Below are 21,174 nucleotides of genomic sequence, written 5' to 3' on the forward strand. Positions count from 1 at the left end.
CTCTTCGGGAGCTTCTAGAACTGGGCGAGGGTGAGGCCGCGGGTGAACAGGCGCTGGGTCGCGAGGAAGATCGCGACGGTCGGCAGCGAGACCACCAGGCCGGCGGCCAGCGCGATCGGCACCGGCGTCCCGGCGTAGACGTCGGTGGTCAGCGCCGACAGCTCGGCCCAGACGGGCCGGACGGTCGGCGACTGCGAGAGCGTCAGGCCGAACAGCAGGTCGTTCCAGACGAAGGTGAACTCCAGGATGAACACCGCGGCGAGGGCCGCGGCCGACAGCGGCAGGTAGATCCGCCAGAAGATCCGGAAGGTGGACGCGCCGTCCAGCCGGGCCGCCTCGAAGATCGACACGGCGACGTTGCCGAAGAAGTTGCGCATCACCAGCGCGGCCAGCGGCACGTTGATCGCCGAGTAGATGACGATCAGCCCGAGGTGGTCGTCGTAGAGCGTCACCTTGCTGTAGCCGACGAACAGCGGCACCAGCAGCATCTGGAACGGCACGATCGTCCCGGCGAAGATGACCACGAACCAGGCGAACCCGTGCCGCAGGCGCAGCACCACGATCGCGTACCCGGCGAGCGCGCCCATCAGGACGGCCAGCGCGGGCGACACCACGCTGTACAGCAGGGTGCTGAGCAGCGTGTCGCCGACGGCGGTGCGGTCCCATGCCTGCGCGATGTTGTCGAACAGGCCGATGGAGGACGGCGGCTTCACCGCGTCCGAGGGGTCGTAGTCGCCCGCGGGCCGCAGCGCGTTCGCGACGATCAGGTAGGTGGGGAAGAGCCACACCACGCCCAGTACCGCCAGCACGGCCCGGCGCACGTGGACCAGTCTCGCTCCGCTCATCGGGGCGACTCCTCCCTGCTCACCTGGCGGCGCAGGTACACGTACGAGGCCAGGCCCGTGACGGTGGTGAGCAGCACCGCGACCGCCGAGCCGTAGCCGTACTCGTTGGCGACGAACACGTCCCGGTACATGGTCACGGCGAGGGTCTCGGACGAGCGTCCGGGACCGCCCTGCGTCATCACCCACACGATGTCGAAGTTCTTCAGGCCGGCGACGAGCGCGAGGCCGAACACCACGGTGGTGATCGGGCGCATCAGCGGCCAGATGACGTGCCGGAACATCGCCCACCCGGACGCGCCGTCGATGCGGGCCGCCTCGATCGGCGCCTTCGGGATCGACTGGAGGCCGACGACGAACAGCAGCATGTTGACGCCGAGCTGCTGCCACGTCCACACCACGATCATGGCGACGGTGTTGCGGGGGCCGTCCTGCAGGAACGCGGTGTCGCCGCCCGGCATCCCGAACAGCGTCAGGATCTGGTTGGCCATCCCGTCCGGCTGGAGGATGAAGCCCCAGATCACGCCGAGGCCGGCGCCCGACATGGCGTACGGGAGCAGGAACGGCAGCCGGAACCACGCGCCCCGCCTGAGGTCGTAGGACAGGACGGCGACGAGCAGGCCGAGCCCCACCGGCAGGACGACGGTGCCGACGACCCACAGCAGCGTGTTGCGGATCGAGGTGACGAGCGCGTCGTCCTCAAGGAGCCGCCTGTAGTTGTCCAGGCCGGTGAACTCGGGTGAGGCGAGACCGTCGTAGCTGGTGAAGCTCAGGTACGCCGTCCACAGGAACGGCAGGTAGAGCAGGACGGCGACGAAGAGCACGGCCGGCGAGATGTAGACGTGCCGGAACCGGCCGTGCAGCGCGAAGCCCTTGCCGGAGGGGGCGGCGGACGCCTTGCGGCGCCCGCCGCCCGCGGAGGGCACCAGCGTCAGCCTGGGGCGGTCGGCGGTGGCCTTGTGCGTGCCCATCGATCAGTGCGACTTCCAGTAGTCCTCGTTGACCTTCTGGATGCTCTTGAGCACGTCCATGTAGGTCTCCGGCTTGTTGAGGAACTTGTCGAAGCCGCTGAGCGCCTCGGTGAGCACCGGCGCGGGCGCCGCCTCGAAGTAGCGCAGGACGAGGCGGTTGCCGCCCGACGCCGCCTCCTTGGTGACCTTGTCGAGCTCGGGGTCGGCGACCTTGACCTTCGGGTTGCCGGACACGTCGCCGCGCGCGTTGGCCCACTTCTCCTGCGCGGCGGGCGTGACCCACCACTTGAGGTACTTGGTGCTGGCGGCCGGGTCGGGCGCCTTGCGCAGCGAGCACAGCGGGCCGCTCTCGAACACCAGCGACCGCTTGGGCAGCGCCGGGTCCACGTTCGGGACGAAGAAGAACCCGTAGTCCTCGCCCTGCTTGAGGCCGCGCTGGGTCATGCTCGTGTTGAACCAGGTGCCGTTGATGACCATGGCCGCGTCGCCGGACTTGAAGTGGTCGGCGGGGTCGGCCTTGTCGCCGGGCTTGCTGAACCACCCGGCGTCGATCATCGACTTCCAGCGCTCCATCGCCTTCACGACGCCGGGGTCGGTGTAGGACGCCTGGCCCTTCGACAGCCGCTCGTACAGGTCGGGGTCGGTGCCGGCGAGGATCTGCTCGAACCAGGCGAAGGAGAACAGCGACGTCGGGGTGGTCTGGTTGAAGGGCACCTGGCCCTTCGACTTCAGCGTCTGCGCCGTCTTCTCCAGTTCCGCCCACGTCGTGGGCGGCTTCAGGTCGTACTTGGCGAAGACCTTCTTGTTGTAGAACATGCCCCAGTAGGCGGTGTTCAGGGGGACGCAGTACTGCTTGCCGCCGACGGTGTAGTACTTCTTCAGGTCCTCGGTGAGGTCGCCGCTGCCGATGCCGTCCTGCCAGATCTTCGAGGTCTCGGCGACCTGGTTCTGCTTGACGATCTCTTCGAGGCGCCCGCCGGTCGTCCAGGTGAACAGGTCGGGCTTGACGTTGGTGCGGAACGAGGTCTTGATGAACGCCGTGTAGGTCGGTTCGTCGGTGTAGCCGACCGGCGTCATGTCCAGGCCGGTCTGCTGCTTGCCGAGAGCTCCCATCTGCTCGAAGAAGGGCTTCCACGCGCCCTTGTCGTTGTAGAGCTTGAGCTCGGACTTGCTCCCGCCCGAGTCGCCGGACCCGCAGCCGGCGGCGAGCAGCAGCGCGCCCACGGTGAGCGCGGTCACCTGGAGTCGCTTGGACGGCACCATGGTGAGCCTCCTTCATCGGGCGGCGATGCCCGATCGGGGTGGTCGAAGGATGGAATCGGTGAAGGGTGAACCGGCCGCGCGGCGCTGGCGCCGGCGGCGAGGGGACGGCCCGCTCAGGCGAGCCGCTGCTCGATCACGTGCTTGACGTCGGCGATGTGGGACCGCATGAGGGACTCGGCGTCCCGCTCCGCGCCCGCCTCGACGGCGGCGAGGATCGCGGTGTGCTCGTCGAAGTCGCGGACGCGGTCGTCGAAGATCCGCTGTATCGCGCGCTGCTCGGAGGCGTGCACCGACAGCAGGGAGTCGATGACCTCGCAGAGCACGGAGTTGCCCGCGACGCCGGCGACCTCCCGGTGGAAGGCCATGTTCGCCTTGTGCAGGCGGGCCTCCGCCTCCGGCGCGTCCGTGCCGAGGTCCGCGCCCGCCTGGTCGAGGAGGGCCCGGAGCAGCTCGATGTCGGCGGGCCGCGCCCGCCGCGCCGCCCGTCCGGCCAGCGGCGGCTCGATGAGCAGCCGCGCGTCCAGCAGCTGGAGCAGCCGGTCGGCCTCCAGCTCCCGGACGTTGGGGTTGGGGATGACCACGCGTTCGAGGTCGGCGCCCACGTAGATGCCCGAGCCGTGCCGGAGCTGGATCGCCCCGGTCGCCTCCAGCCGGCGCAGCGCCTCCCGCAGCGTCGGCGTCGTCACCGCGAAGCGCTGGGACAGCTCCCGCGCGGACGGCAGCCGGTCGCCGGCGCGCAGGCCGTCGGACCTGATCAGGTCCAGCATGCGCTCCGTGAGGGCGTCCGCCAGGCTCGGCCGGGCCACATCCTGTGACATCGCCACCTCGTTCCCAAGAAGTAAAGTCATCTAATCACTTAGCGACTGGTGTGTCCACCCTCCCGGAGAGACATCGCCGCAGGACCGCGCGCTCCTCCTCGAACGCGAGCCGCCCCAGCCGCGACGACATGATGCCGTCGAAACCGTGGCAGGCGCCCGGCACATGGTGCAGCTCCGTGGGAACCCCGGAGACGATCAGCCGGTGCGCGTAGGCGAGCCCCTCGTCCCGCAGGGGGTCGTGCTCGGGGACGAGCACGTAGGCGCGCGGCAGGCCGCTCAGGTCCTCGGCCCGCGCGGGGGCGGCGTAGGCGGGGACGTCCGCCCGCCCGCCGAGGTAGTGGCGCCACATGTGCCGCACGTCGCCGCTGTTGAACAGTGGCGGCTCGGTGAACGTCCGCATCGAGGGCGTGGCCATCCGGTCGTCCAGGACGGGATAGAGCAGCATCTGGAACGCCAGCGGCGGCCCGCCCTCGTCGCGCGCCCGCAGCGCCGCGGCGGCGGCCAGCGCGCCGCCCGCGCTCCCGCCCCCGACCGCGATCCGCTCCGGGTCGCCGCCGAACTCCTCCGCGTGCCCGTGGGCCCAGACGGTCGCGGCGTAGCAGTCGTCGAACCCGGCCGGAAAGGGGTGCTCGGGCGCGAGCCGGTAGTCGACCGAGACGACCGCGATCCCGTCCTCCCCGGCGAACTCCAGGCACCGCTCGTGCTCGTTCTCCAGACCGCCGGTCACGAACCCGCCGCCGTGGAAGTACACGAGGACGGGCGCCGGGGTCTCGCGCGGCCGGTAGATCCGCACCGGCACGCCGCCGGGGATCGTCCGGTCCTCGACGACCGCTCTCGCGTCCCCGGCGGGCCGGGCGAGGGCGCGGACGAGGTCGTCCATGGCGGCGCGGGCCCGGACGGGGTCCGCGAGCCCGACGTAGGGCATGCCGTCGAGCGCGGCGGCGAGTTCGGCGTCAAGGGGCATGGTCGGCACCTTCGGGCGGGACGGACGGGACGCGCCCCCGGGCGGGAGGTCACCCGGGGGCGCGGGGAAGCGGTACCGCCGTGGACGGGACGACGGTGCCGCGGCTCGGGGCTAGCCGGAGACCGGCAGGTTGATGTAGCGCGCCCGGTAGATGCTGACGTCCCGGTAGTTGTCGTTGGCCGGACCGTCGGTGGTGTCCAGGCTGTTGACGTTGTAGGAGATCACCAGCGTGCCGCTGGACGAGAGCGCCGCGTGCTGGTGGGCGTTGTAGGTGAAGATGTCAGGGTCGCCGTAGGAGCCGAGGGGCCCGGTCTCGGGCGTCGTGTAGACGGTCTGCTCGCCGCTGAACGGCCCGGCGGCCGAGCACGACAGCCAGACGTCGATCTCGCCGCCGAACGCGATGTTCGCGTCCTGGTTGACCATGATGTAGTGCGACCCGCGCTTGGTGACGCTGAACTCGTTCGACACGCCGCTCATCAACCGCACCGAGTCGGTCTCCGCGGACGACCAGCCGCTCGCCGTGCGGTACTGCCAGGCGCCGCGCAGGTCCGTGCCGCCGACCCGCGCGACGCGCAGGTACTTGGTGTTCACCTGCGTCTGGGGGTCGGTGTAGTCCTCGGTGCCGTAGACGTAGGTGTAGCCGCCGTCCCGGAGCAGCGCCGACCCCCACTGCACGCCCGTCGCCGAGGGCATCGCCTGGACGGTCGGCGCGGCGAGGTTCCCACTGGAGAACCGGGCGAGGACGTTGTCCTTGAACTTCATGTCCCAGCCGGTGCCGTTGTCCGGGTCGGGGTCGTAGTACTCGCGGTAGAGCTGCTGGACCTCCGACCCGCTCTGGGTGAGGTCGCCGGCCCAGTACCAGTGGGCCGGCTGCGCGGGCGGCATGACCGCCTTCGGGGCGGCGGCCGTCCCCCCGTGCACGGTGGTGAGCCCGCCGCCCGTGCCCTGGACGACGAAGGAGTTGTTGATGAACGGCGTCGTCCCGCCCTCCTCGACGACGACCGGCCGCGACCCGTCCGCGTTGACCTTGCCGAGGAAGGTGTCGGAGTAGGCGTAGACGATGCGCCCGTCCGAGAGCTTGAGCGAGTACGTCGTGTCCGCGCCGGTCCAGTCGTCCAGCAGCGTGTTGCTGTTCCCGTAGGACGTGAACCTGCCGTTGAGGGCGGCGTTCTGCGAGGCGGTGCCGAAGGCCGGCGCGGCCTGCCCGGAACACGTGGGCCCGGCGGCGGTCGTGCGCCCGAGGGCCTTCCCGCGCCCCTTCCCGGGGCCGTGGCCGTGGGTGTCGGCGCCGGCGGGCACGGCGGGCGCGGCCACGAGCACCAGGACGGACGCGAAGACCCCGGCGCGCCGGCGCCATCCCCCGCGAAGGAAAAGGGGCCGATCGGCGGAGAGACGAGAGGGAGGGACGGACGCCTGCATGGAAACCTCCGCGAGGTCACGATCACACGATGCTCGTGCGCCCCACATTTTGAGTCATCAAATGACTTGGTGTCTAGATCTTCTAGGAGATTTCCGGAAGCGCCGCCGGATTGCGGGCCAGCAGCCCGCCGTCCACCCGGTGCTCGGCGCCGGTCACGAACGACGAGCGGGGCCCGGCGAGGAACGCCACGACCTCGGCGACCTCCGCGGCCGCCGCGACCCTTCCGAGCGGGTGCGCGCGCCCCCACTCGGCGACCTGCGCGTCCTGCCCCCGCTCCCCCCGGAACAGGTCGGCGGCCCAGCGCAGCATCGGCGTGTCGACCGACCCCGGGCACACCACGTTCGCGCGGATGCCGTCGGCCGCGTGGTCCAGCGCCACCGCGCGCGTCAGCGCGTTGATCGCGGCCTTGCTGGCGCTGTAGGCGGCGACCCGGTCCTGCGAGACGAACGCCTGCACCGACGACACCGTGACGACCGTCCCGCCGCCCCGGCGCCGGAGCTCGGGCACGGCGGCGCGGCAGGCGAGGAACACGCCCTTGACGTTGACGCCGAGCACCTCGTCCCACAGCTCCTCGGACGTCTCCTCGACCGTCCCGTACCGCTGCACGCCCGCGCACGTCACCAGCACGTCCAGGCCGCCGTACCGGGACACGGCGTCCGCGACCAGCGCGTCCATCCGCTCGGCGTCGGTCACGTCGGCGACGGCGCCGGCGACCTCCAGCCCCTCGTCCCGCAGCTCCTCCTCCGCGCGGCGGACCTCGTCCTCGCCGATGCCGCAGAACACCACGGCCGCGCCGTCGCGGGCGAGCCGCTCCACCACCGCCCGGCCGATCCCCAGCGACCCGCCGGTCACGACGGCGACCTTGCCCTCGAACTCCCTCACGTGCCCTCCTCGACGACCGCGGGGCGCAGCCACAGGCTCCGCCGCGCATGCGGTCCCAGCCTCAGGGCGGTGCCGTTCGCGACGGCGGCGGCCAGCCCGTCCGTCGGGTATCCGGCGAACGGCTCCAGGCCCATCACGTACGCGCGACCCCACCACGGATGACCGGTGGTCGCCCCGAACTCCTGCCACAGCCACAGATGCGGCAGGACGTCCACGTCCCAGCGCACCCGCATCCCGAATCCCTCCGGATCGACGACCTCGTACCGCCCCTCCTCCAGACCGGTGAGGTAGACGATCTCACTGGGCGCCCCGGCGCCGGGCACCACATCGAGATCGACGACCTCGCCGCCCTCGCCCGGCACGCGCGGCCAGGAATGCGGTCCGCCGCCCGAAACCCGGCGCCCACCGGGCCCGATCGCGGTCTCGTGCGGGACGACCAGGGCGCCTTCGGCCACCCTGATCCGGTGCCCGGGCCTCAGGAAGGGCGCGCCGAACACGATGTGATGCCCCCACATCGCGTCCAGCGCGACACCCGACTCGTTGACCAGCTCCTCCTCGAAGCGGAGCTCGGCCTCACCCGCCCTCAGCCGCAGCGTCTTGGCGACCCGGAGCGGCATCCGCCGCCCCCGGACGGTGAGCCGGACGGCGACCTCCCGGGCCTCGTCGACCACGATCTCGGAGTCCCACGGCAGCCCGGCCACCTCCCCGTGCTGCGCGAACGCCGCCCCCCGGTAGGTGCTGGGCGCGCCCCCGTTGGGCAGGACCTCCTGCCACCCGCCCTCGTAGCCGTCGAGGAACAGGGCGACATCGTCACCCGCGCCCCCCGCCACATCACGGGGATCACGCAGCCCACCGGGCGAGAGCCACACGAAGTCCATGTCACGAGGCTTGTAGCAGAACTCGGCGATATCGCCGCCCTTGCCCACCAGCACCGTGACCCGGAGCAGCTCGTTCTCCAGGACCACGGCCTCGACCCCGGCCCAGGTGATCTCGTGGACGCGGGCGCCCCAGTTGCGGGACGGCCGGTGCCGCCGCATCAGTTCCAGTTCTCCGCGCCGCCGAAGGCGAAGTGCTCCCCCGCCGCGTACCGGGGCCGCGGCTGGTACTCGTTCACGCCCGGGTCGCCGCGCAGCAGCAGCGCGGACGGGAACGGCAGCGGCTCCTGAGTGATCCGCGTCGAGGTCGGGATGTACCGGATCGTCAGCCCGCACCGCCGGTGGGGCGACTCGTTCGCGTCGCTGCCGTGCATGATGTTCGGGTGGTGGACCTCGACGTCACCGGGTTCGAGGACGAGGTCCACGGCCCGCGACTCGTCCACGCCCACGGCGCTCTCCACCCCGAAGACGGCCTCCGCGTCCTCCCGCTCCCGCACCTCGTGCAGGACCTCCTTGTGGCTTCCGGGGACGACCCGGAGGCACCCGTTCTCCGGCGTCGACCGGTCGATGGCGAGCCAGAGCGTCACCACCCGCATCGGTTCGAGCGGCCAGAACGCACCGTCCTGGTGCCACAGCACGGCCTTCCCGGTGAAGGGCGGCTTGGAGATGTAGGCGGACGCGAACAGGGCGATGTCGGGCCCGACGAACCGCTCGGCGACGTCGAGGAGCCGCTCGTCGGACACCAGCCGCACCCAGAAGGGGTCCTTGGCGACCAGCTCGGTCGAGAGCTCCTCGCCGGTCCGGTCGGGGTAGCGCTCCTCCAGCCAGCGGACATGCGCGTCCGCCTCGGCCACCAGCGCCGGATCCAGCACGTTCCGGAAGATCGCGTAACCGTCCTCGTCATAGCCGTCGTGCATGGGCGTCCCTTCTCGATGAAGCGCGACACCCCGAAGTCTTAGTCATCAGATCACTTGTTGTCTAGATGTATCGTGGCCGGCCATGCGGAACCGGATCGCCCTGATCGGCGAATGCATGATCGAACTGAGCCATCTCGCCCCCGACCGCCTGGCCGTCGGCTACGCCGGCGACGCCTTCAACGTCGCCGCCTACCTGGCCCGCACCGCCGCCCCCGGAACAGACGTCCAGTTCGTCACCCTCATCGGCGACGACCCCTACAGCACCCGGATGCGCGAGTCCTGGGCCGCCCACGGCGTGGGCTCCGACCACACCCGCACCGTCCCCGGCGGCCAGGCGGGCCTGTACCTCATCCGCACGGCCGAAGACGGCGAGCGCACCTTCCACTACTACCGATCCCAGTCGGCGGCCCGCGGCCTGTTCGGCCCCGGCCACCCCCCGGAGATCGACGACGCGGTCGCCGACCACGACCTCGTCTACGTCTCCGGCATCACCCTGTCGATCCTCGGCGCCGGCGCCCGCACAAGGCTCCTGGCCGTCCTCGACGAGACCCGCCGCCGCGGCGGCCGGGTGGCCTTCGACACCAACTACCGCCCCGCGGGCTGGCCCTCCCCCGCAGCCGCCGCCGAGGCCATGTCCACCGTCCTGACCAGGACGGACATAGCCCTCCCCACCTTCACCGACGACCAGGCCGTCTTCGGCGACCGGGCCCCGTCCGACACGATCGAACGCCTGAGACGAGCCGGAGTGACCGAGATCGCCGTCAAGCGAGGCCCCCAGGGCTGCGTCATCGCCGACCCCACGACGAACCTCTCGATCCCCGCCGTCCCCCACGTCCAAGTGATCGACACCACAGCCGCCGGCGACGCCTTCAACGGCGCCTACCTGGCCACCCGCCTAACAGGCGCCCCCCGCGAACAAGCAGCCAGAACAGCCACCGCCCTGGCCGCCGAGGTGATAACCCACAAGGGCGCCCTACTCCCCCCACACCCAGCAAGAACCTGACCCCCCGCGCACGGCACAAGCGAAGCGAGGGCCACCCGCGAAGCGAGCCGCCAGGCGAGACGCAGCGCCGCCCAACCCCCAAAGGCCCGCACCCAACAACGCACGGCACGAGCGAAGCAAGGGCCAACCGCGAAGCGAGCCGCCAGGCGAGCCGAAGCGCCAGAGCAACCCCCCCACCACCCGAGGTAGACCCCCGCATCCGAACCCCACCGAAACCCCCCCGCTCCGCACACATCACCCGCCACCACAGCACCCCGGACGAAGGTTGACCTCGCGATCGCGTCCGAAGGCAGTTTCGAGCGAAGCAAGAAACTGATCGCGCAGCGAGCCGCAAGGCGAGCCGGAGCGATGCAGCGATCGCCCGCGTTGCGTTGGGTTGGGGCGCCCCCAGGCGCCCCAACCCAACGCAACGCAAATAAACACAGCGCGCCGGAGTCTCGATGCACGGCTCGTAGGCGGTAGTTTCGAAGGCAGCGGGACCATCCTGCGAGGGAGTGACGTGACCGAGGAAACCGCTGCGATGCCGGCCAGTACGAAGTTGTCCGTCCGTGACGTGGTCACGGTGAAGCTGCCTGCCGCGAGTGCCTACCTGTCCGTGCTGCGGACCGCGACCGCGGGCCTGGCGGCCAGGTTGGACTTCACGCTGGACGAGATAGAAGACCTGCGCATCGCCGTTGACGAGGCGTGCGCGATGCTGCTCGCTCAGGCGGTGCCGGGCACCGATCTGACGTGCGAGTTCGAGCTGACCGGGGAGGCGATGCGCATCTCCGTGTCGGTCCTGACGGTGGACGGTGAGGAGCCGAGCCGCGACACGTTCGCGTGGACGGTGCTGTCGTCCCTGGCGGGCGAGGTGGACGCCAGGGCGGGCTCCGACGACCGGGTCACCGTGACGCTGCAGAAGCGGCGCGGTGCGGCGGGGGCCCCGTGACGGAGAAGACGACGACGGAGCAGACGACGGTCGGAGCGACCACCGAGCGTTCGGACAGCAGCGCCGTCCCGGACCGGGCTCGGGCGCGTGCTCTGTTCGAGCGTCTGGCCCAGCTGCCGGAGGGCGACCCGGAGCGTCAGCGCATCCGTGACCAGCTCGTGGAGCTGCATCTGCCGCTGGTGGAGTATCTCGCCCGGCGCTTCCGCAACCGCGGGGAGTGGCTGGACGACCTGATCCAGGTCGCCACGATCGGTCTGATCAAGTCGATCGACCGGTTCGATCTGGAGCGCGGCGTGGAGTTCTCCACCTATGCCACGCCGACGATCGTCGGTGAGATCAAGCGGCATTTCCGCGACAAGGGCTGGGCGGTGCGGGTGCCGCGCCGGCTGCAGGAGCTGAAGCTGTCGCTGACGAAGGCGATCAGTGATCTCGCGCAGCGGGAGGGCCGCGCCCCGACGGTGAGCGAGCTCGCGGCGCACCTGCAGATGACCGAGGAGGAGGTGCTGGAGGGGCTGGAGTCGGCGAACGCCTATTCCACGGTGTCCCTCGACGCGCCCGACTCCGGTGACGAGGACGCCCCGGCGGTGGCGGACTCGCTCGGCATGGTGGACGAGTCGCTGGAGGGCGTGGAGTACCGCGAGTCTCTCAAGCCGCTGCTGGAGAAGCTTCCGGCGCGCGAGAAGAAGATCCTTCTACTGCGCTTCTTCGGCAACATGACGCAGTCGCAGATCGCGGCGGAGCTCGGCATCTCCCAGATGCACGTGTCGCGGCTGCTGGCGCGGACGCTCGCGCAGCTCCGCGACGGCCTGACCGCCGACGAGTAGCCGTGGTCGAGCCGAAAGGGCCCCGAGGACGCGTCCTCAGGGCCCTTTCGGCGTCCGGTCAGCTCTTGCCGTCGGGCTGTTCGTTCAGGCGGTCCTTGAGGCGCCGTCCGAGGGAGCGCGGTTCGCCGGCCGGCGGGGCTCCGGCGGGTTCGGGGGCCTTCTGCGGGGCCACGTCGTCCTCCTCGTCCTCGTCGTGGTCCTCGATGAGCCAGGCGGTGCTCGGCGGGCTGAGGACGGCGATCAGGGCGAGGATCGCGACGGCGCCCAGCGGGACGGCGATCGCGGGACGGTCGCTCTGCCACAGCGACCAGGCGATCGGCAGGGAGAACAGCTGGGTCAGGACCGTGGGGGCGCGGCTCCACTGGGCGGCGCGCAGGAGGCCGCGCGCACAGCCCAGCATGCCGAGGCCGCCGGCGAGGGCGAGGACGGTGACCCCGATCGCGCTGGCCGGGTCGACTGCGGCGCCGGCGGCCGTCTCGACGCCGGTGAAGACGCCGAATCCGACGGCGGCGGCGCCCTCCGCGGCCTCAAGGGCGGCGGCGGCCTGCACGGTGAAGGGACGCTTGGTCACACCCAGAAACCCTACTCGCCCGGTGCGGCGACCCGTCCCCAGGGGAAACGGGCTGCGAACGCATCCGGAACGCTCGATACCCTGACGCCGTGCGCGCCATGCTCATCGCCAACCCCAAGGCGACCTCCACCTCCCGGCGGGCCCGCGACATCCTCGTGCGGGCCTTCACCGGCGACCTCGATCTCGTCCTCGCCGAGACGGGCCACCGCGGCCACGCGACCGAGCTGGCCCGGCAGGCCGCGGTCGAGGGCTACGACGTCGTGGTCGCCCTGGGCGGGGACGGGACGGTGAACGAGGCGGTGAACGGGCTGCTGGCGGACGGCCCGTCCCCTGATCTGCCGGCGCTGGCGGTGCTGCCGTGCGGGAGCGCGAACGTGTTCGCCCGCGCGCTCGGCCTGCCGAACGACCCGATCGGCGCGACGCGGTCGGTCCTGGAGGCGCTGCGGGCGGGCCGGCACCGGACGGTCGGGCTCGGCACGGCCTCCCATCCAGGCGCACCCGAGCGGTATTTCACGTTCTGCGCCGGAGTGGGGCTGGACGCGGAGGTCGTGCGCGAGGTGGAGCGGCGGCGCGCGGCGGGTTTCCGGGCGGATCCGTCGCTGTACGCGCGGACGGCGATACGGCATTTCTTCTCCGGCACTGATCGGCGCCGTCCGGCGCTCACTTTGGAACAGCCCGGACGCCCGCCGATTTCAGGACTGTTCCTGGCGTTCATCTCCAATACGTCTCCGTGGACTTTCATGGGCCGGCTGCCGATGAATCCGAGTCCGAAGGCGAACTTCGCGCGCGGTCTGGACGTGTTCGGGATGCGTTCTCTGGAGGTCGGCCCGACGCTGGGGGCGCTGGCCCAGATGCTGGTCCCGCGGACCTGCCCCGTCCAGGGGCGGCGCGTCCTGAACCTGCACGACGAGGCCGAGGTCACGGTGTGCGCGAAGCGTCCGGTGGCGTTCCAGCTGGACGGCGACTACCTGGGCGAGCACCGGACGGTCACGTTCCGCTCCGTGCCGAAGGCGATCCGCATCGTCATTTGAGGCGTGCGAGCGCGCCTGTGAGAGCCACGTAACACGCCCGACCGATGGGTGTGACACATGCGACACCCATACTTTGAGAATCCTTTCTCAAAGGTCTTGCGTCTGCCCGCACCCTCCTGAAACGCTCAAAGTGCGCCAGCCGACAGGGACCCCAACGTCGCCGGTCACCTGCTCGCGGCGCCGCCGAACAACAACCCCTGGACCTGGCCGCCGCCACCCCGGGCGTTCGCGACATGTGAACCCGTTCACAAAGAGTGGAGCAACTCCACCACCTGACGAAGGAGTGGACCGCATGGACTGGCGCCACCGCGCAGCCTGCCGTGACGTGGACCCCGAGCTCTTCTTCCCCATCGGCAACACCGGCCCCGCGATCCTGCAGATCGAGGAGGCCAAGCAGGTCTGCCGCCGCTGCGACGTCAGTGACGCCTGCCTGCGCTGGGCCCTGGAATCCGGCCAGGAATCCGGCGTCTGGGGCGGCATGGGCGAAGACGAACGACGCGCATTGAGGCGACGCGCTCGTGTTAATCGCACCACCCTCAGCGTCAGGCGCTAATAAGCAGCGGTCGCCAAACTGCTCTTGCGGCCTCGGGCCATTATCGCACCCGGCGGCACCGGCGCCTCAGCCGTCAGAAACCTGAAGCAACGCGATCGCGTGCGAAGCCGGTTTCGAGCGAAGCAAGAAACCGATCGCGCAGCGAGCCGCAAGGCGAGCCGGAGCGATGCCAGCGATCGCCGCAGTGCCCGACGATGGAGGGCCGCCAGGCCCGAAGGAGGAGTGCACTGCCATCAGGCACGACTTGGGCCGTGGTGGTGGTCCAAGGGGATGTCGACCACCACCTCGGTGCCTCCGTTCTTGCGGGGGCGGAAGTCCAGGTGGCCGCCCAGTTCTCCGACGATGAGGGTGCGGACGATCTGAAGGCCCAGGCTGTCGCTGCTCTCCATGTCGAAGTCGGCGGGCAGGCCGACGCCGTCGTCCGCGACGATCGTGGCGAGGCGGCGGCCGGACGGGTGGCCGGTCTCGGTGCCCGGGGCGCGGGGCTCGTTCGCGCCGGCCGCCTTCCACTCGCCCCAGAACGAGGCGCCGCCCGGCTCCGGGGAGACCTCTCCCTCCCCGTAGCGGTGCGCGACGACCTCCAGGGTCCCGAACCGGTTCGCCAGGCCGTGCTCCAGGGCGTTCTGGAGCAGTTCGGTGAGCGCCATCGCCAGCGGCGTCGCGATCTCGGCGGGCAGGACGCCGAAGCTGCCGGTCCGCTTGGGCGTGACCTTGGTCTCCGGGGTGGACACCTCCCCCGCCATCGTGATCACCCGGTCGGCGATGTCGTCGAAGTCGATCAGCTCGTCGGGGGTGTGCGACAGCGTCTCGTGCACGATCGCGATCGATCCGACGCGCCGGACGGCCTCGTCCAGCGCGGCCCGGCCCTCCGGGATCCGCAGCCGGCGCGCCTGGAGCCGCAGCAGCGCCGCGACCGTCTGCAGGTTGTTCTTCACCCGGTGGTGGATCTCCCGGATGGTGGCGTCCTTGGTCATCAGCTCCCGGTCGCGCCAGCGCAGCTCGGTCACGTCCCGGCACAGCACGATGGCGCCGATCCGCGTCCCGCCGACGACGAGCGGGATCGTGCGCAGCTGCATGATCGATCCGCGTGACTCGACCTCGACCTCGCGGGGCGCGCGGCCCGACAGCACGACGCTCAGCGCCTCCTCCATCGGCTCGCCGGTGTCGCACAGGTCCGCGGTGATCTGCCCGAGCGCCTCGCCGACCAGGTCCGTCGGGTAGCCGAGCCGCCGGTAGGCCGACTGGGCGTTGGGGCTGGCGTAGGTGACCTTTCCGGAGCGGTCCAGCCGCATCAGGCCGTCGCCGACGCGCGGCGAGCGGACCATGTTCGGCTCCTCGCCCGGCACCGGGAACCGGCCCTCGGAGATCATCGTGGCGAGGTCGCTGGCGCTCTGCAGGTAGGTCAGCTCCAGCCGGGACGGCGTCCGCGCCGAGCTGAGGTTCGTGCTGCGCTGGATCACCCCGAGGATCTTGGCGCCGCGGCGCACCGGGATGGACTCCTCGCGGACGGGGATGCCGCTGCCCCATTCCGGGTCGCCTTCGCGGACGATCCGGCGCTCCCGCCACGCGACGTCGATCAGCCCGCGCCGTCCCGTCCGGACGACCTTGCCGACGAGGTCCTCCGGGTAGGCGGTCGGCCCGGTCGTCGGCCGCATCTGCGCGATCGCGACCCAGCCGGGCACGGTCGCGCCGGTGTCGAGCACGCCCGGCCTGCTCCGGCCCGCGCGGGACGTCCCGTCGGCGGGCAGCGCGTCCGCCGACCGCAGCGGCACCCACAGCAGCAGGTCCGCGAACGACAGGTCGGCCAGCAGCTGCCAGTCCGAGACCAGCGCGTGGAGCCACTCCAGGTCGGTGTCGGTGAGGTCGGTGTGGTCGCGGACCAGATCGGTCAAGGTAGGCACGCGACCATCATCGCCGATGGTTTTCGGCGCCGGGGCAGGTGGCCCCGGCGCCGGGGCCACCTGGCAGGATGCCCGGCATGACCGCAGGACGAGACCCCCTGGCCAGGCTCCGGGACGCGGCCGGGCGGCGCGCCGCCGCCGGGCTGCGCCGGACGCTGCGCCCCCGCCCCGACGGGCTCACAGATCTGGCGTCCAACGACTACCTCGGGCTGTCCGGCGACCCGCGGCTGGTCGAGGGCGCCGTCGCCGCCGCGCGCGAATGGGGCACCGGCTCCACCGGTTCGCGCCTCGTCACCGGGACGACGGAGCTGCACGCCGAGCTGGACCGGCGGCTCGCCGCGTTCACCGGCAGCGCCGCGGGCCTGGTGTTCTCCTCCGGCTTCCTGGCCAACCTCGGCGCCGTCACCGCGCTCGCCGGGCCCGACACGCTCGTGGTGTCCGACCAGGTCAACCACGCGTCCATCGTGGACGCGTGCCGGCTGTCGCGGTCCCGCGTCGTGATCGCCCCGCACCGGGACACCGCCGCGGTGGAGCGGGCCCTCGCCGAACGCGAGGAGGACCACGCCCTCGTCGTCACCGACGCCGTGTTCTCCGTGGACGGCGACCTCGCGCCGCTGGCCGCGCTGCACGCCGCCGTCCGGGCGCACGGGGCGCTGCTGCTGGTCGACGAGGCGCACGCGCTCGGCGTCGTCGGCGACGGGGGCCGGGGCGCCGCGCACGCCGCCGGCCTCGCGGGCGAGCCCGACGTGGTCCTCACCCTCACGCTGTCGAAGTCCCTGGCGTCGCAGGGCGGGGCGGTCCTCGGCGCCCCCGAGGTGATCGACACCCTGGTCGACACGGGGCGCTCGTTCATCTTCGACACCGGCCTGAACCCGCCCGCGGCGGGCGCCGCCCTCGCCGCGCTGGACGTCCTCGGGTCCGATCCCGGGCTGCCCGGCCGGGCCAGGGAGCGGGCGGCGGCGATCTCAAACCTGGCGGCCGGTTCCGGCCTGGAAACGGCCAGGCCCGCGGCGGCGGTGGTCCCGGTGTTCCTCGGCGAACCGCAGGCCGCGGTGCGGGCCGCCGAGATCTGCGCTGAGCACGGTCTCCGCGCCGGCTGCTTCCGTCCGCCGTCGGTCCCCAAGGGCCGGGCGTGCCTGCGCCTCACCGCACGCGCCACGCTGGACGAGTCGGACCTCACACGATTGCGGGCGGCCCTGGCGGAAATCGCGTCTTCTACCGGCCGTAGTCTTCACCCATAACATCGGGGAAACCGGTGATGAACGTGAGGAGATGCCGTGACGGAGGTCAGGGGCGGGCCCCGGCACGGGGGCGGGTTCGACCGGGTCCCGCTCGGCGACCTCGGCAAACGCCACCCGAACCAGGCGCCCCGGATCCCCAAGTACTACAAGCTCAAGGAGCTGCTGGTCGAGCTGATCCAGTCGCTTCCCGCGGGCAGCCCGCTGCCGCCCGAGCGGACCCTCGCCGAGAAGTACGAGACGTCCCGCACCACCGTCCGGCAGGCCCTCGCCGAGCTGGTCGTCGAGGGGCGCCTCCAGCGCATCCAGGGCAAGGGCACCTTCGTCGCCAAGCCGAAGGTCGCCCAGGAGCTCCAGCTCGTCAGCTACACCGAGGACATGCGCCACCACGGGCTGCGCCCGGAGACCCGCATCCTGGAGGCCGGCTACGTCAGCGCCGACGAGCGCCTCGCCACCCTCCTGTGCATCCGCCCCGGCGGCCGGGTGCTGCGGATCCACCGCCTCCGGCTGGCCGACGGCGAGCCGATGTCGATCGACACCTCCCACCTCCCGGCGCGCCGCTTCCCGGGCCTGCGCCGCGAGCTGCCGCGCCACCTCTCGCTGTACGAGACGCTCGCGACCGCCTACGACGTCCACCTCACCGAGGCGGAGGAGACGATCGAGACCGTCCTCGCGACACCGCACGACGCCCAGCTGCTCGGCGTGGACGTCGGCCTGCCGATGCTGCTGCTGTCGCGCCACGCCTTCGACACGACGGGGCAGCCGGTCGAGTGGGCCCAGTCCCTGTACCGGGGCGACCGCTACAAGTTCATCACCCGGCTGAGCCGCTGACCCGCCGCGCGGCGCGGCTCACAGCGTCTTGCTGAGGGCCTTGATCGGCATCTGCAGTTCGGTGAGCAGCTCCAGGTCCTGCCGCGCGGGACGGCCGAGGGTGGTGAGGTAGTTGCCGACGATGACGGCGTTGATGCCGCCGAGCATGCCCTCGCGGGTGCCGAGGTCGCCGAGGGTGAGCTCGCGGCCCCCGGCGTAGCGCAGGATGGTGCGGGGCAGCGCGAGCCGGAACGCGGCGATCGTCTTCAGCGCCTCGGCGCCCTCGACCAGCGGGTAGCCGGCGAACGGGGTGCCGGGACGCGGCGCGAGGAAGTTCAGCGGGACCTCGTCGGGCTCCAGCTCCGCGAGCTGCCCGGCGAACTCGGCGCGCTGCCCGACGCTCTCGCCCATGCCGACGATGCCGCCGCAGCAGACCTCCATGCCGGCGTCCTTGACCATGCGGAGGGTGTCCCAGCGCTCCTCCCACGAGTGGGTGGTGACGACGTTCGGGAAGTGGGAGCGGGCCGTCTCCAGGTTGTGGTTGTAGCGGTGGACGCCCATCGCGGTCAGCTCGTCCACCTGCTCCTGGGTGAGCATGCCGAGCGAGCACGCGATGTTGATCTCGACGGCGTCGTTGATGGCCTTGACGCCGTCGCGGACCTGCGACATCAGCCGCTCGTCCGGTCCCCGCACGGCGGCGACGATGCAGAACTCGGTGGCCCCGGTGGCGGCGGTCTCCTTCGCCGCCTCGACCAGCTCGGGGATGTTCAGCCACACCGACCGGACGGGCGACGCGAACTTGCCGGACTGCGAGCAGAAGTGGCAGTCCTCCGGGCAGCCGCCGGTCTTCAGCGACACGATCCCCTCGACCTCGACCTCCGGCCCGCACCACCGCATCCGGACGTCGTGGGCGAGCGCGAGCAGGTCCTGGAGCCGGTCGTCCGGAAGGTTCAGGACCTCCAGCACCTGCCCCTGCGCCAGGCCCTCGCCCTCGTCGAGGACCTGGCGGCGCGCGATGTCGAGGATGTCCGTCACGTGTTCTCCTTGTCGGGGCCGAAGGCGGCGCGGAAGGCGGCGGCGTCGAATCCGCCGCCGAACGAGGGGGCCAGGCCGCGGTGCGCGGCCACGAGGAACTCCGCCGGGTCCAGGGCCCCGGCCCCGGCGGGCAGCGCGCCCGACAGCGGGCGGGCCGCGATGGTCTCCAGGTCGCGGATGTTGGCGCGCATGGCGAGGTCGGGGTCGTCCGGCCACGCGCCGATCACCACCCCGGCGAGCTGCACCCCGCGGTGCGCCATCGCCTCCAGGGTGAGCGCGGTGTGGTTGAGCGTGCCGAGGTCCGGGCGGGCCACCACCACGACGGCGGCGCCGAGCAGGTGCGCGAGGTCGGCGATCGTGGCGCCCTCCTCGTCGTAGCGGACGAGCAGCCCTCCCGCCCCCTCGACCAGCACCAGCCGCCGCCCGGACGCCAGGTCCCGGACGCGCGCGGCGACGTCCGGCATCCGGACGGGCGGCAGCCCCGCCCGGCGGGCCGCGGCGGCCGGGGACAGCGGGTCGGGGAACCGCGCGTACTCGTGGACGTCGCCGATCCCGGCGAGCCTGCGGACCTCGTCGAGGTCGCCCGGCTCGCCCGCGCCGGCACCGGTCTGGCCGGGTTTGACGACGGCGACCGACGCGCCGCGCGCGGCGGCGACCGCGGCCAGCGCCGCGGTGACGACGGTCTTCCCCACACCCGTGCAGGTCCCGGTCACAACGAGCACACTCACAGATCGGCACACTAGCGCGGACCCGGAACGGGCCTGTGGCCGGGTGTTCCCGGCAACGCCGGAACCGGGGCGGGCCGCCGAACGTCCAACCGTCATGGCCGGTCCGTACACACGCTCCCGCCGGGCGCCGGCACTCGCGTGCGCCGCCCTCGCCGCCTGCGCCGCGGCGGCCGCCTGCGGCGACGGCTCCGGCACCGCCGGGCCCTCCTCCGCGCCCGCCGCGACCCCGTCCGCCGCGACACCGCCCGCCGCGGGCGACGCCCCCGCGGGCGAGAGGCTCGTCCTGCGGTGGCGCAGGACCGGCGGCATCGCCGGTCTCGGCGGCCCCGGAAGCCTCCCCGACTTCTCCCTCTACTCCACGGGCCGCGCGGTGGCCTCGGTCCAGGGCGAGCCGACCGAGTACCGCCTGAAGCCCCAGGCCCTGCGGCGGCTGCTGGACGAGGCCCGCGCGGCCGGCCTCGCCCGCTCCCACGCGGTCGGGCCCGGCGGCGTCGCGGACGCGATCACCGTCGTGGTCGCCATGGACGGCGCGACGACCCGGATCGTCCAGCCCGAGGCGCAGTCGGGCCCGGAGGGACGTTTCCTCAAGCGTCTCGACCCGGCCGCCTGGCCCGCGTCCGACCTCGCCGGGAAGCCCGCGCCGTACAAGCCGGGGAGGACCGCCGTCCTCGCCGGGCCGCCCGCGGGGAGCGGCGCCGTCAGGCCGTGGCCGCTGGAGCCGCTCGGCAAGGGCGTCCAGGTGGCCGGTGCGATCTGCACGGTGGCCCCGTCCGGAAAGGTGCCCGCCGCGGACCCCGGTACCGCGTGGCGCAGCGGCGGCCAGACCTACTCCGTCCGCCTGCGCCCCCTCCTTCCCGCGGAGTCCTCCTGCCGGGACGTCAAGTGATCGTTCGGCTGGCGCGCCCGGACGAGTACGCCCTCGTCGGCGACCTGACCGTGGAGGTCTACGTTCACGGCGGCCTGATCAGCCCGGAGTCGACGTACGTGCCCAGGCTGCGCGACGCCGCCGACCGGGCCGCGAAGGCCGTCCTGCTCGTCGCGGAGGACGCCGGGCAGATCGCCGGGGCCGTCGCCTACTGCCCGCCCGGCACCCCCTACGCGGAGCTCGCCGGACCGGACGAGGCCGAGTTCCGCATGCTCGCCGTCCTGGAACGGGCCCGGGGCAAGGGCGCGGGCCGCGCCATGGTGCGCGCCTGCGTCGAGCGGGCCCGCGCGGCCGGCCTGTCCGGCCTGCGCCTGTCGACGCAGCGCAACATGGAGTCCGCGCAGCGCATGTACGAGAAGATGGGCTTCGTCCGCACCCCCGACCACGACTGGACCCCGGCCCCGGGCGTGGACCTCCTCACCTACGCCCTGTCGTTCCGTGACGCGGACGCGACTCCCGGGCGGCCTCTCGCGGATTGAGCCTCTACGGGGCTTGGTCCGTGGGGGTGAGGGGGCCGTGGTGGGAGCATTCGGCGGTCCAGGCGGTCGGGGTCACCTGGACTATCAGGCGGCGGCGGCAGTCCGGGCAGTAGCGGGGCGGTTCCATCCGGCGGGCGGTCCGGCAGGAGGTGTGGTCGCCCTCGGCGGGCTCGCCGCAGCGGTCGCAGTACACGGC

At 72.2% G+C, this 21,174-nt stretch carries 23 protein-coding genes; 9 read left to right on the plus strand and 14 right to left on the minus strand.

Annotation, left to right across the window (positions count from 1 at the left end; genetic code table 11):
- Positions 1-14: 14 nt before the first annotated feature.
- The 9 genes from ACQEU6_RS18875 to ACQEU6_RS18915 form a co-directional block, all read right to left on the minus strand.
- Complete coding sequence (locus ACQEU6_RS18875) at positions 15-845, minus strand: carbohydrate ABC transporter permease (protein WP_499333622.1); 831 nt, start codon at positions 843-845, stop codon at positions 15-17.
- Entirely contained in the window at positions 842-1,813 is a 972-nt protein-coding gene (locus ACQEU6_RS18880) for a carbohydrate ABC transporter permease (protein WP_499333624.1), read from the minus strand. Before ACQEU6_RS18880 ends, ACQEU6_RS18875 begins: the two co-directional genes overlap by 4 nt.
- Before the next feature lie 3 nt (positions 1,814-1,816).
- The gene (locus tag ACQEU6_RS18885) at positions 1,817-3,076 is read right to left on the minus strand and encodes an ABC transporter substrate-binding protein (RefSeq protein ID WP_499333626.1); all 1,260 of its coding nucleotides are present in this window, start codon (positions 3,074-3,076) and stop codon (positions 1,817-1,819) included.
- 113 nt (positions 3,077-3,189) lie between these two features.
- Complete coding sequence (locus ACQEU6_RS18890; protein ID WP_499333628.1) at positions 3,190-3,894, minus strand: FadR/GntR family transcriptional regulator; 705 nt, start codon at positions 3,892-3,894, stop codon at positions 3,190-3,192.
- 34 nt (positions 3,895-3,928) lie between these two features.
- Positions 3,929-4,858 (minus strand): alpha/beta hydrolase, encoded by a 930-nt coding sequence (locus tag ACQEU6_RS18895; protein WP_499333629.1) that lies wholly within the window; start codon positions 4,856-4,858, stop codon positions 3,929-3,931.
- Positions 4,859-4,969: 111 nt separating this feature from the next.
- Positions 4,970-6,178 (minus strand): DUF5005 domain-containing protein, encoded by a 1,209-nt coding sequence (locus tag ACQEU6_RS18900; protein WP_499333631.1) that lies wholly within the window; start codon positions 6,176-6,178, stop codon positions 4,970-4,972.
- Positions 6,179-6,359: 181 nt separating this feature from the next.
- Positions 6,360-7,160: an SDR family NAD(P)-dependent oxidoreductase gene (locus ACQEU6_RS18905; protein WP_499333632.1), complete on the minus strand. Its 801-nt coding sequence runs from the start codon at positions 7,158-7,160 to the stop codon at positions 6,360-6,362.
- On the minus strand, positions 7,157-8,197 hold the full coding sequence (locus tag ACQEU6_RS18910) for a DUF4432 family protein (RefSeq protein ID WP_499333633.1): 1,041 nt from the start codon (positions 8,195-8,197) through the stop codon (positions 7,157-7,159). Before ACQEU6_RS18910 ends, ACQEU6_RS18905 begins: the two co-directional genes overlap by 4 nt.
- A complete protein-coding gene (locus ACQEU6_RS18915; protein WP_499333634.1) occupies positions 8,197-8,952 on the minus strand; it encodes a phytanoyl-CoA dioxygenase family protein in 756 nt (251 codons plus the stop codon). The genes ACQEU6_RS18910 and ACQEU6_RS18915 overlap by 1 nt, the downstream gene beginning before the upstream one ends.
- Before the next feature lie 82 nt (positions 8,953-9,034).
- Here ACQEU6_RS18915 and ACQEU6_RS18920 point away from each other — a divergent pair, with 82 nt between their 5' ends.
- The 3 genes from ACQEU6_RS18920 (at position 9,035) to ACQEU6_RS18930 (ending at position 11,707) form a co-directional block, all read left to right on the plus strand.
- Entirely contained in the window at positions 9,035-9,955 is a 921-nt protein-coding gene (locus ACQEU6_RS18920) for a sugar kinase (protein WP_499333636.1), read from the plus strand.
- Between the two features lie 499 nt (positions 9,956-10,454).
- Entirely contained in the window at positions 10,455-10,883 is a 429-nt protein-coding gene (locus ACQEU6_RS18925; protein WP_345183298.1) for an ATP-binding protein, read from the plus strand.
- A gap of 92 nt (positions 10,884-10,975) precedes the next feature.
- Entirely contained in the window at positions 10,976-11,707 is a 732-nt protein-coding gene (locus ACQEU6_RS18930; RefSeq protein WP_307809274.1) for a SigB/SigF/SigG family RNA polymerase sigma factor, read from the plus strand.
- A 58-nt stretch (positions 11,708-11,765) separates the two neighbouring features.
- On the opposite strand, the gene ACQEU6_RS18935 is transcribed toward ACQEU6_RS18930, so the two are convergent.
- Positions 11,766-12,278, minus strand: coding sequence for a hypothetical protein (locus ACQEU6_RS18935; protein WP_499333637.1), 513 nt, complete (start codon positions 12,276-12,278; stop codon positions 11,766-11,768).
- Between the two features lie 89 nt (positions 12,279-12,367).
- Here ACQEU6_RS18935 and ACQEU6_RS18940 point away from each other — a divergent pair, with 89 nt between their 5' ends.
- Positions 12,368-13,309 carry a diacylglycerol/lipid kinase family protein gene (locus ACQEU6_RS18940; protein WP_499333638.1) on the plus strand — a complete coding sequence of 314 codons (942 nt, stop codon included), beginning with the start codon at positions 12,368-12,370 and terminating at the stop codon, positions 13,307-13,309.
- Positions 13,310-13,601: 292 nt separating this feature from the next.
- The gene (locus ACQEU6_RS18945; protein WP_499333640.1) at positions 13,602-13,862 is read left to right on the plus strand and encodes a WhiB family transcriptional regulator; all 261 of its coding nucleotides are present in this window, start codon (positions 13,602-13,604) and stop codon (positions 13,860-13,862) included.
- 233 nt (positions 13,863-14,095) lie between these two features.
- On the opposite strand, the gene ACQEU6_RS18950 is transcribed toward ACQEU6_RS18945, so the two are convergent.
- The gene (locus ACQEU6_RS18950; protein WP_499333641.1) at positions 14,096-15,763 is read right to left on the minus strand and encodes a GAF domain-containing sensor histidine kinase; all 1,668 of its coding nucleotides are present in this window, start codon (positions 15,761-15,763) and stop codon (positions 14,096-14,098) included.
- Between the two features lie 68 nt (positions 15,764-15,831).
- On the opposite strand from ACQEU6_RS18950, the gene ACQEU6_RS18955 reads away from it, so the two are divergent.
- Positions 15,832-17,004 (plus strand): 8-amino-7-oxononanoate synthase, encoded by a 1,173-nt coding sequence (locus ACQEU6_RS18955; protein ID WP_499333643.1) that lies wholly within the window; start codon positions 15,832-15,834, stop codon positions 17,002-17,004.
- A gap of 36 nt (positions 17,005-17,040) precedes the next feature.
- On the plus strand, positions 17,041-17,832 hold the full coding sequence (locus tag ACQEU6_RS18960; protein ID WP_499333645.1) for a GntR family transcriptional regulator: 792 nt from the start codon (positions 17,041-17,043) through the stop codon (positions 17,830-17,832).
- A gap of 18 nt (positions 17,833-17,850) precedes the next feature.
- Here ACQEU6_RS18960 and bioB read toward each other — a convergent pair whose 3' ends face one another.
- Together bioB and bioD are read right to left on the minus strand one after the other, a co-directional pair.
- Positions 17,851-18,846 carry a biotin synthase BioB gene (gene bioB / locus ACQEU6_RS18965; RefSeq protein WP_499333647.1) on the minus strand — a complete coding sequence of 332 codons (996 nt, stop codon included), beginning with the start codon at positions 18,844-18,846 and terminating at the stop codon, positions 17,851-17,853.
- Complete coding sequence (bioD, locus tag ACQEU6_RS18970; RefSeq protein ID WP_499333648.1) at positions 18,843-19,574, minus strand: dethiobiotin synthase; 732 nt, start codon at positions 19,572-19,574, stop codon at positions 18,843-18,845. The genes bioB and bioD overlap by 4 nt, the downstream gene beginning before the upstream one ends.
- Positions 19,575-19,668: 94 nt before the next feature.
- Here bioD and ACQEU6_RS18975 point away from each other — a divergent pair, with 94 nt between their 5' ends.
- Positions 19,669-20,460 carry a hypothetical protein gene (locus ACQEU6_RS18975; protein WP_499333650.1) on the plus strand — a complete coding sequence of 264 codons (792 nt, stop codon included), beginning with the start codon at positions 19,669-19,671 and terminating at the stop codon, positions 20,458-20,460.
- Complete coding sequence (locus tag ACQEU6_RS18980; RefSeq protein ID WP_499333651.1) at positions 20,457-20,978, plus strand: GNAT family N-acetyltransferase; 522 nt, start codon at positions 20,457-20,459, stop codon at positions 20,976-20,978. Before ACQEU6_RS18975 ends, ACQEU6_RS18980 begins: the two co-directional genes overlap by 4 nt.
- 4 nt (positions 20,979-20,982) lie before the next feature.
- On the opposite strand, the gene bsaP is transcribed toward ACQEU6_RS18980, so the two are convergent.
- The gene (gene bsaP / locus ACQEU6_RS18985; protein ID WP_499333653.1) at positions 20,983-21,171 is read right to left on the minus strand and encodes a biotin synthase auxiliary protein BsaP; all 189 of its coding nucleotides are present in this window, start codon (positions 21,169-21,171) and stop codon (positions 20,983-20,985) included.
- Positions 21,172-21,174: the final 3 nt, after the last annotated feature.

It is taken from the genome of Spirillospora sp. CA-108201, from assembly GCF_050936235.1.
In the GTDB taxonomy this organism is placed as follows: domain Bacteria; phylum Actinomycetota; class Actinomycetes; order Streptosporangiales; family Streptosporangiaceae; genus Spirillospora.

Bases quoted from the DNA above. Each gene is read 5' to 3' on its own strand.
- ACQEU6_RS18915 (WP_499333634.1), bottom strand. From the start codon at position 8,952: ATGCACGACGGCTATGACGAGGACGGTTACGCGATCTTCCGGAACGTG.
- ACQEU6_RS18910 (WP_499333633.1), bottom strand. From the start codon at position 8,197: ATGCGGCGGCACCGGCCGTCCCGCAACTGGGGCGCCCGCGTCCACGAG.
- ACQEU6_RS18885 (WP_499333626.1), bottom strand. From the start codon at position 3,076: ATGGTGCCGTCCAAGCGACTCCAGGTGACCGCGCTCACCGTGGGCGCG.
- ACQEU6_RS18890 (WP_499333628.1), bottom strand. From the start codon at position 3,894: ATGTCACAGGATGTGGCCCGGCCGAGCCTGGCGGACGCCCTCACGGAG.
- ACQEU6_RS18975 (WP_499333650.1), top strand. From the start codon at position 19,669: ATGGCCGGTCCGTACACACGCTCCCGCCGGGCGCCGGCACTCGCGTGC.
- ACQEU6_RS18875 (WP_499333622.1), bottom strand. From the start codon at position 845: ATGAGCGGAGCGAGACTGGTCCACGTGCGCCGGGCCGTGCTGGCGGTA.
- ACQEU6_RS18945 (WP_499333640.1), top strand. From the start codon at position 13,602: ATGGACTGGCGCCACCGCGCAGCCTGCCGTGACGTGGACCCCGAGCTC.
- ACQEU6_RS18955 (WP_499333643.1), top strand. From the start codon at position 15,832: ATGCCCGGCATGACCGCAGGACGAGACCCCCTGGCCAGGCTCCGGGAC.
- ACQEU6_RS18920 (WP_499333636.1), top strand. From the start codon at position 9,035: ATGCGGAACCGGATCGCCCTGATCGGCGAATGCATGATCGAACTGAGC.
- ACQEU6_RS18895 (WP_499333629.1), bottom strand. From the start codon at position 4,858: ATGCCCCTTGACGCCGAACTCGCCGCCGCGCTCGACGGCATGCCCTAC.
- ACQEU6_RS18880 (WP_499333624.1), bottom strand. From the start codon at position 1,813: ATGGGCACGCACAAGGCCACCGCCGACCGCCCCAGGCTGACGCTGGTG.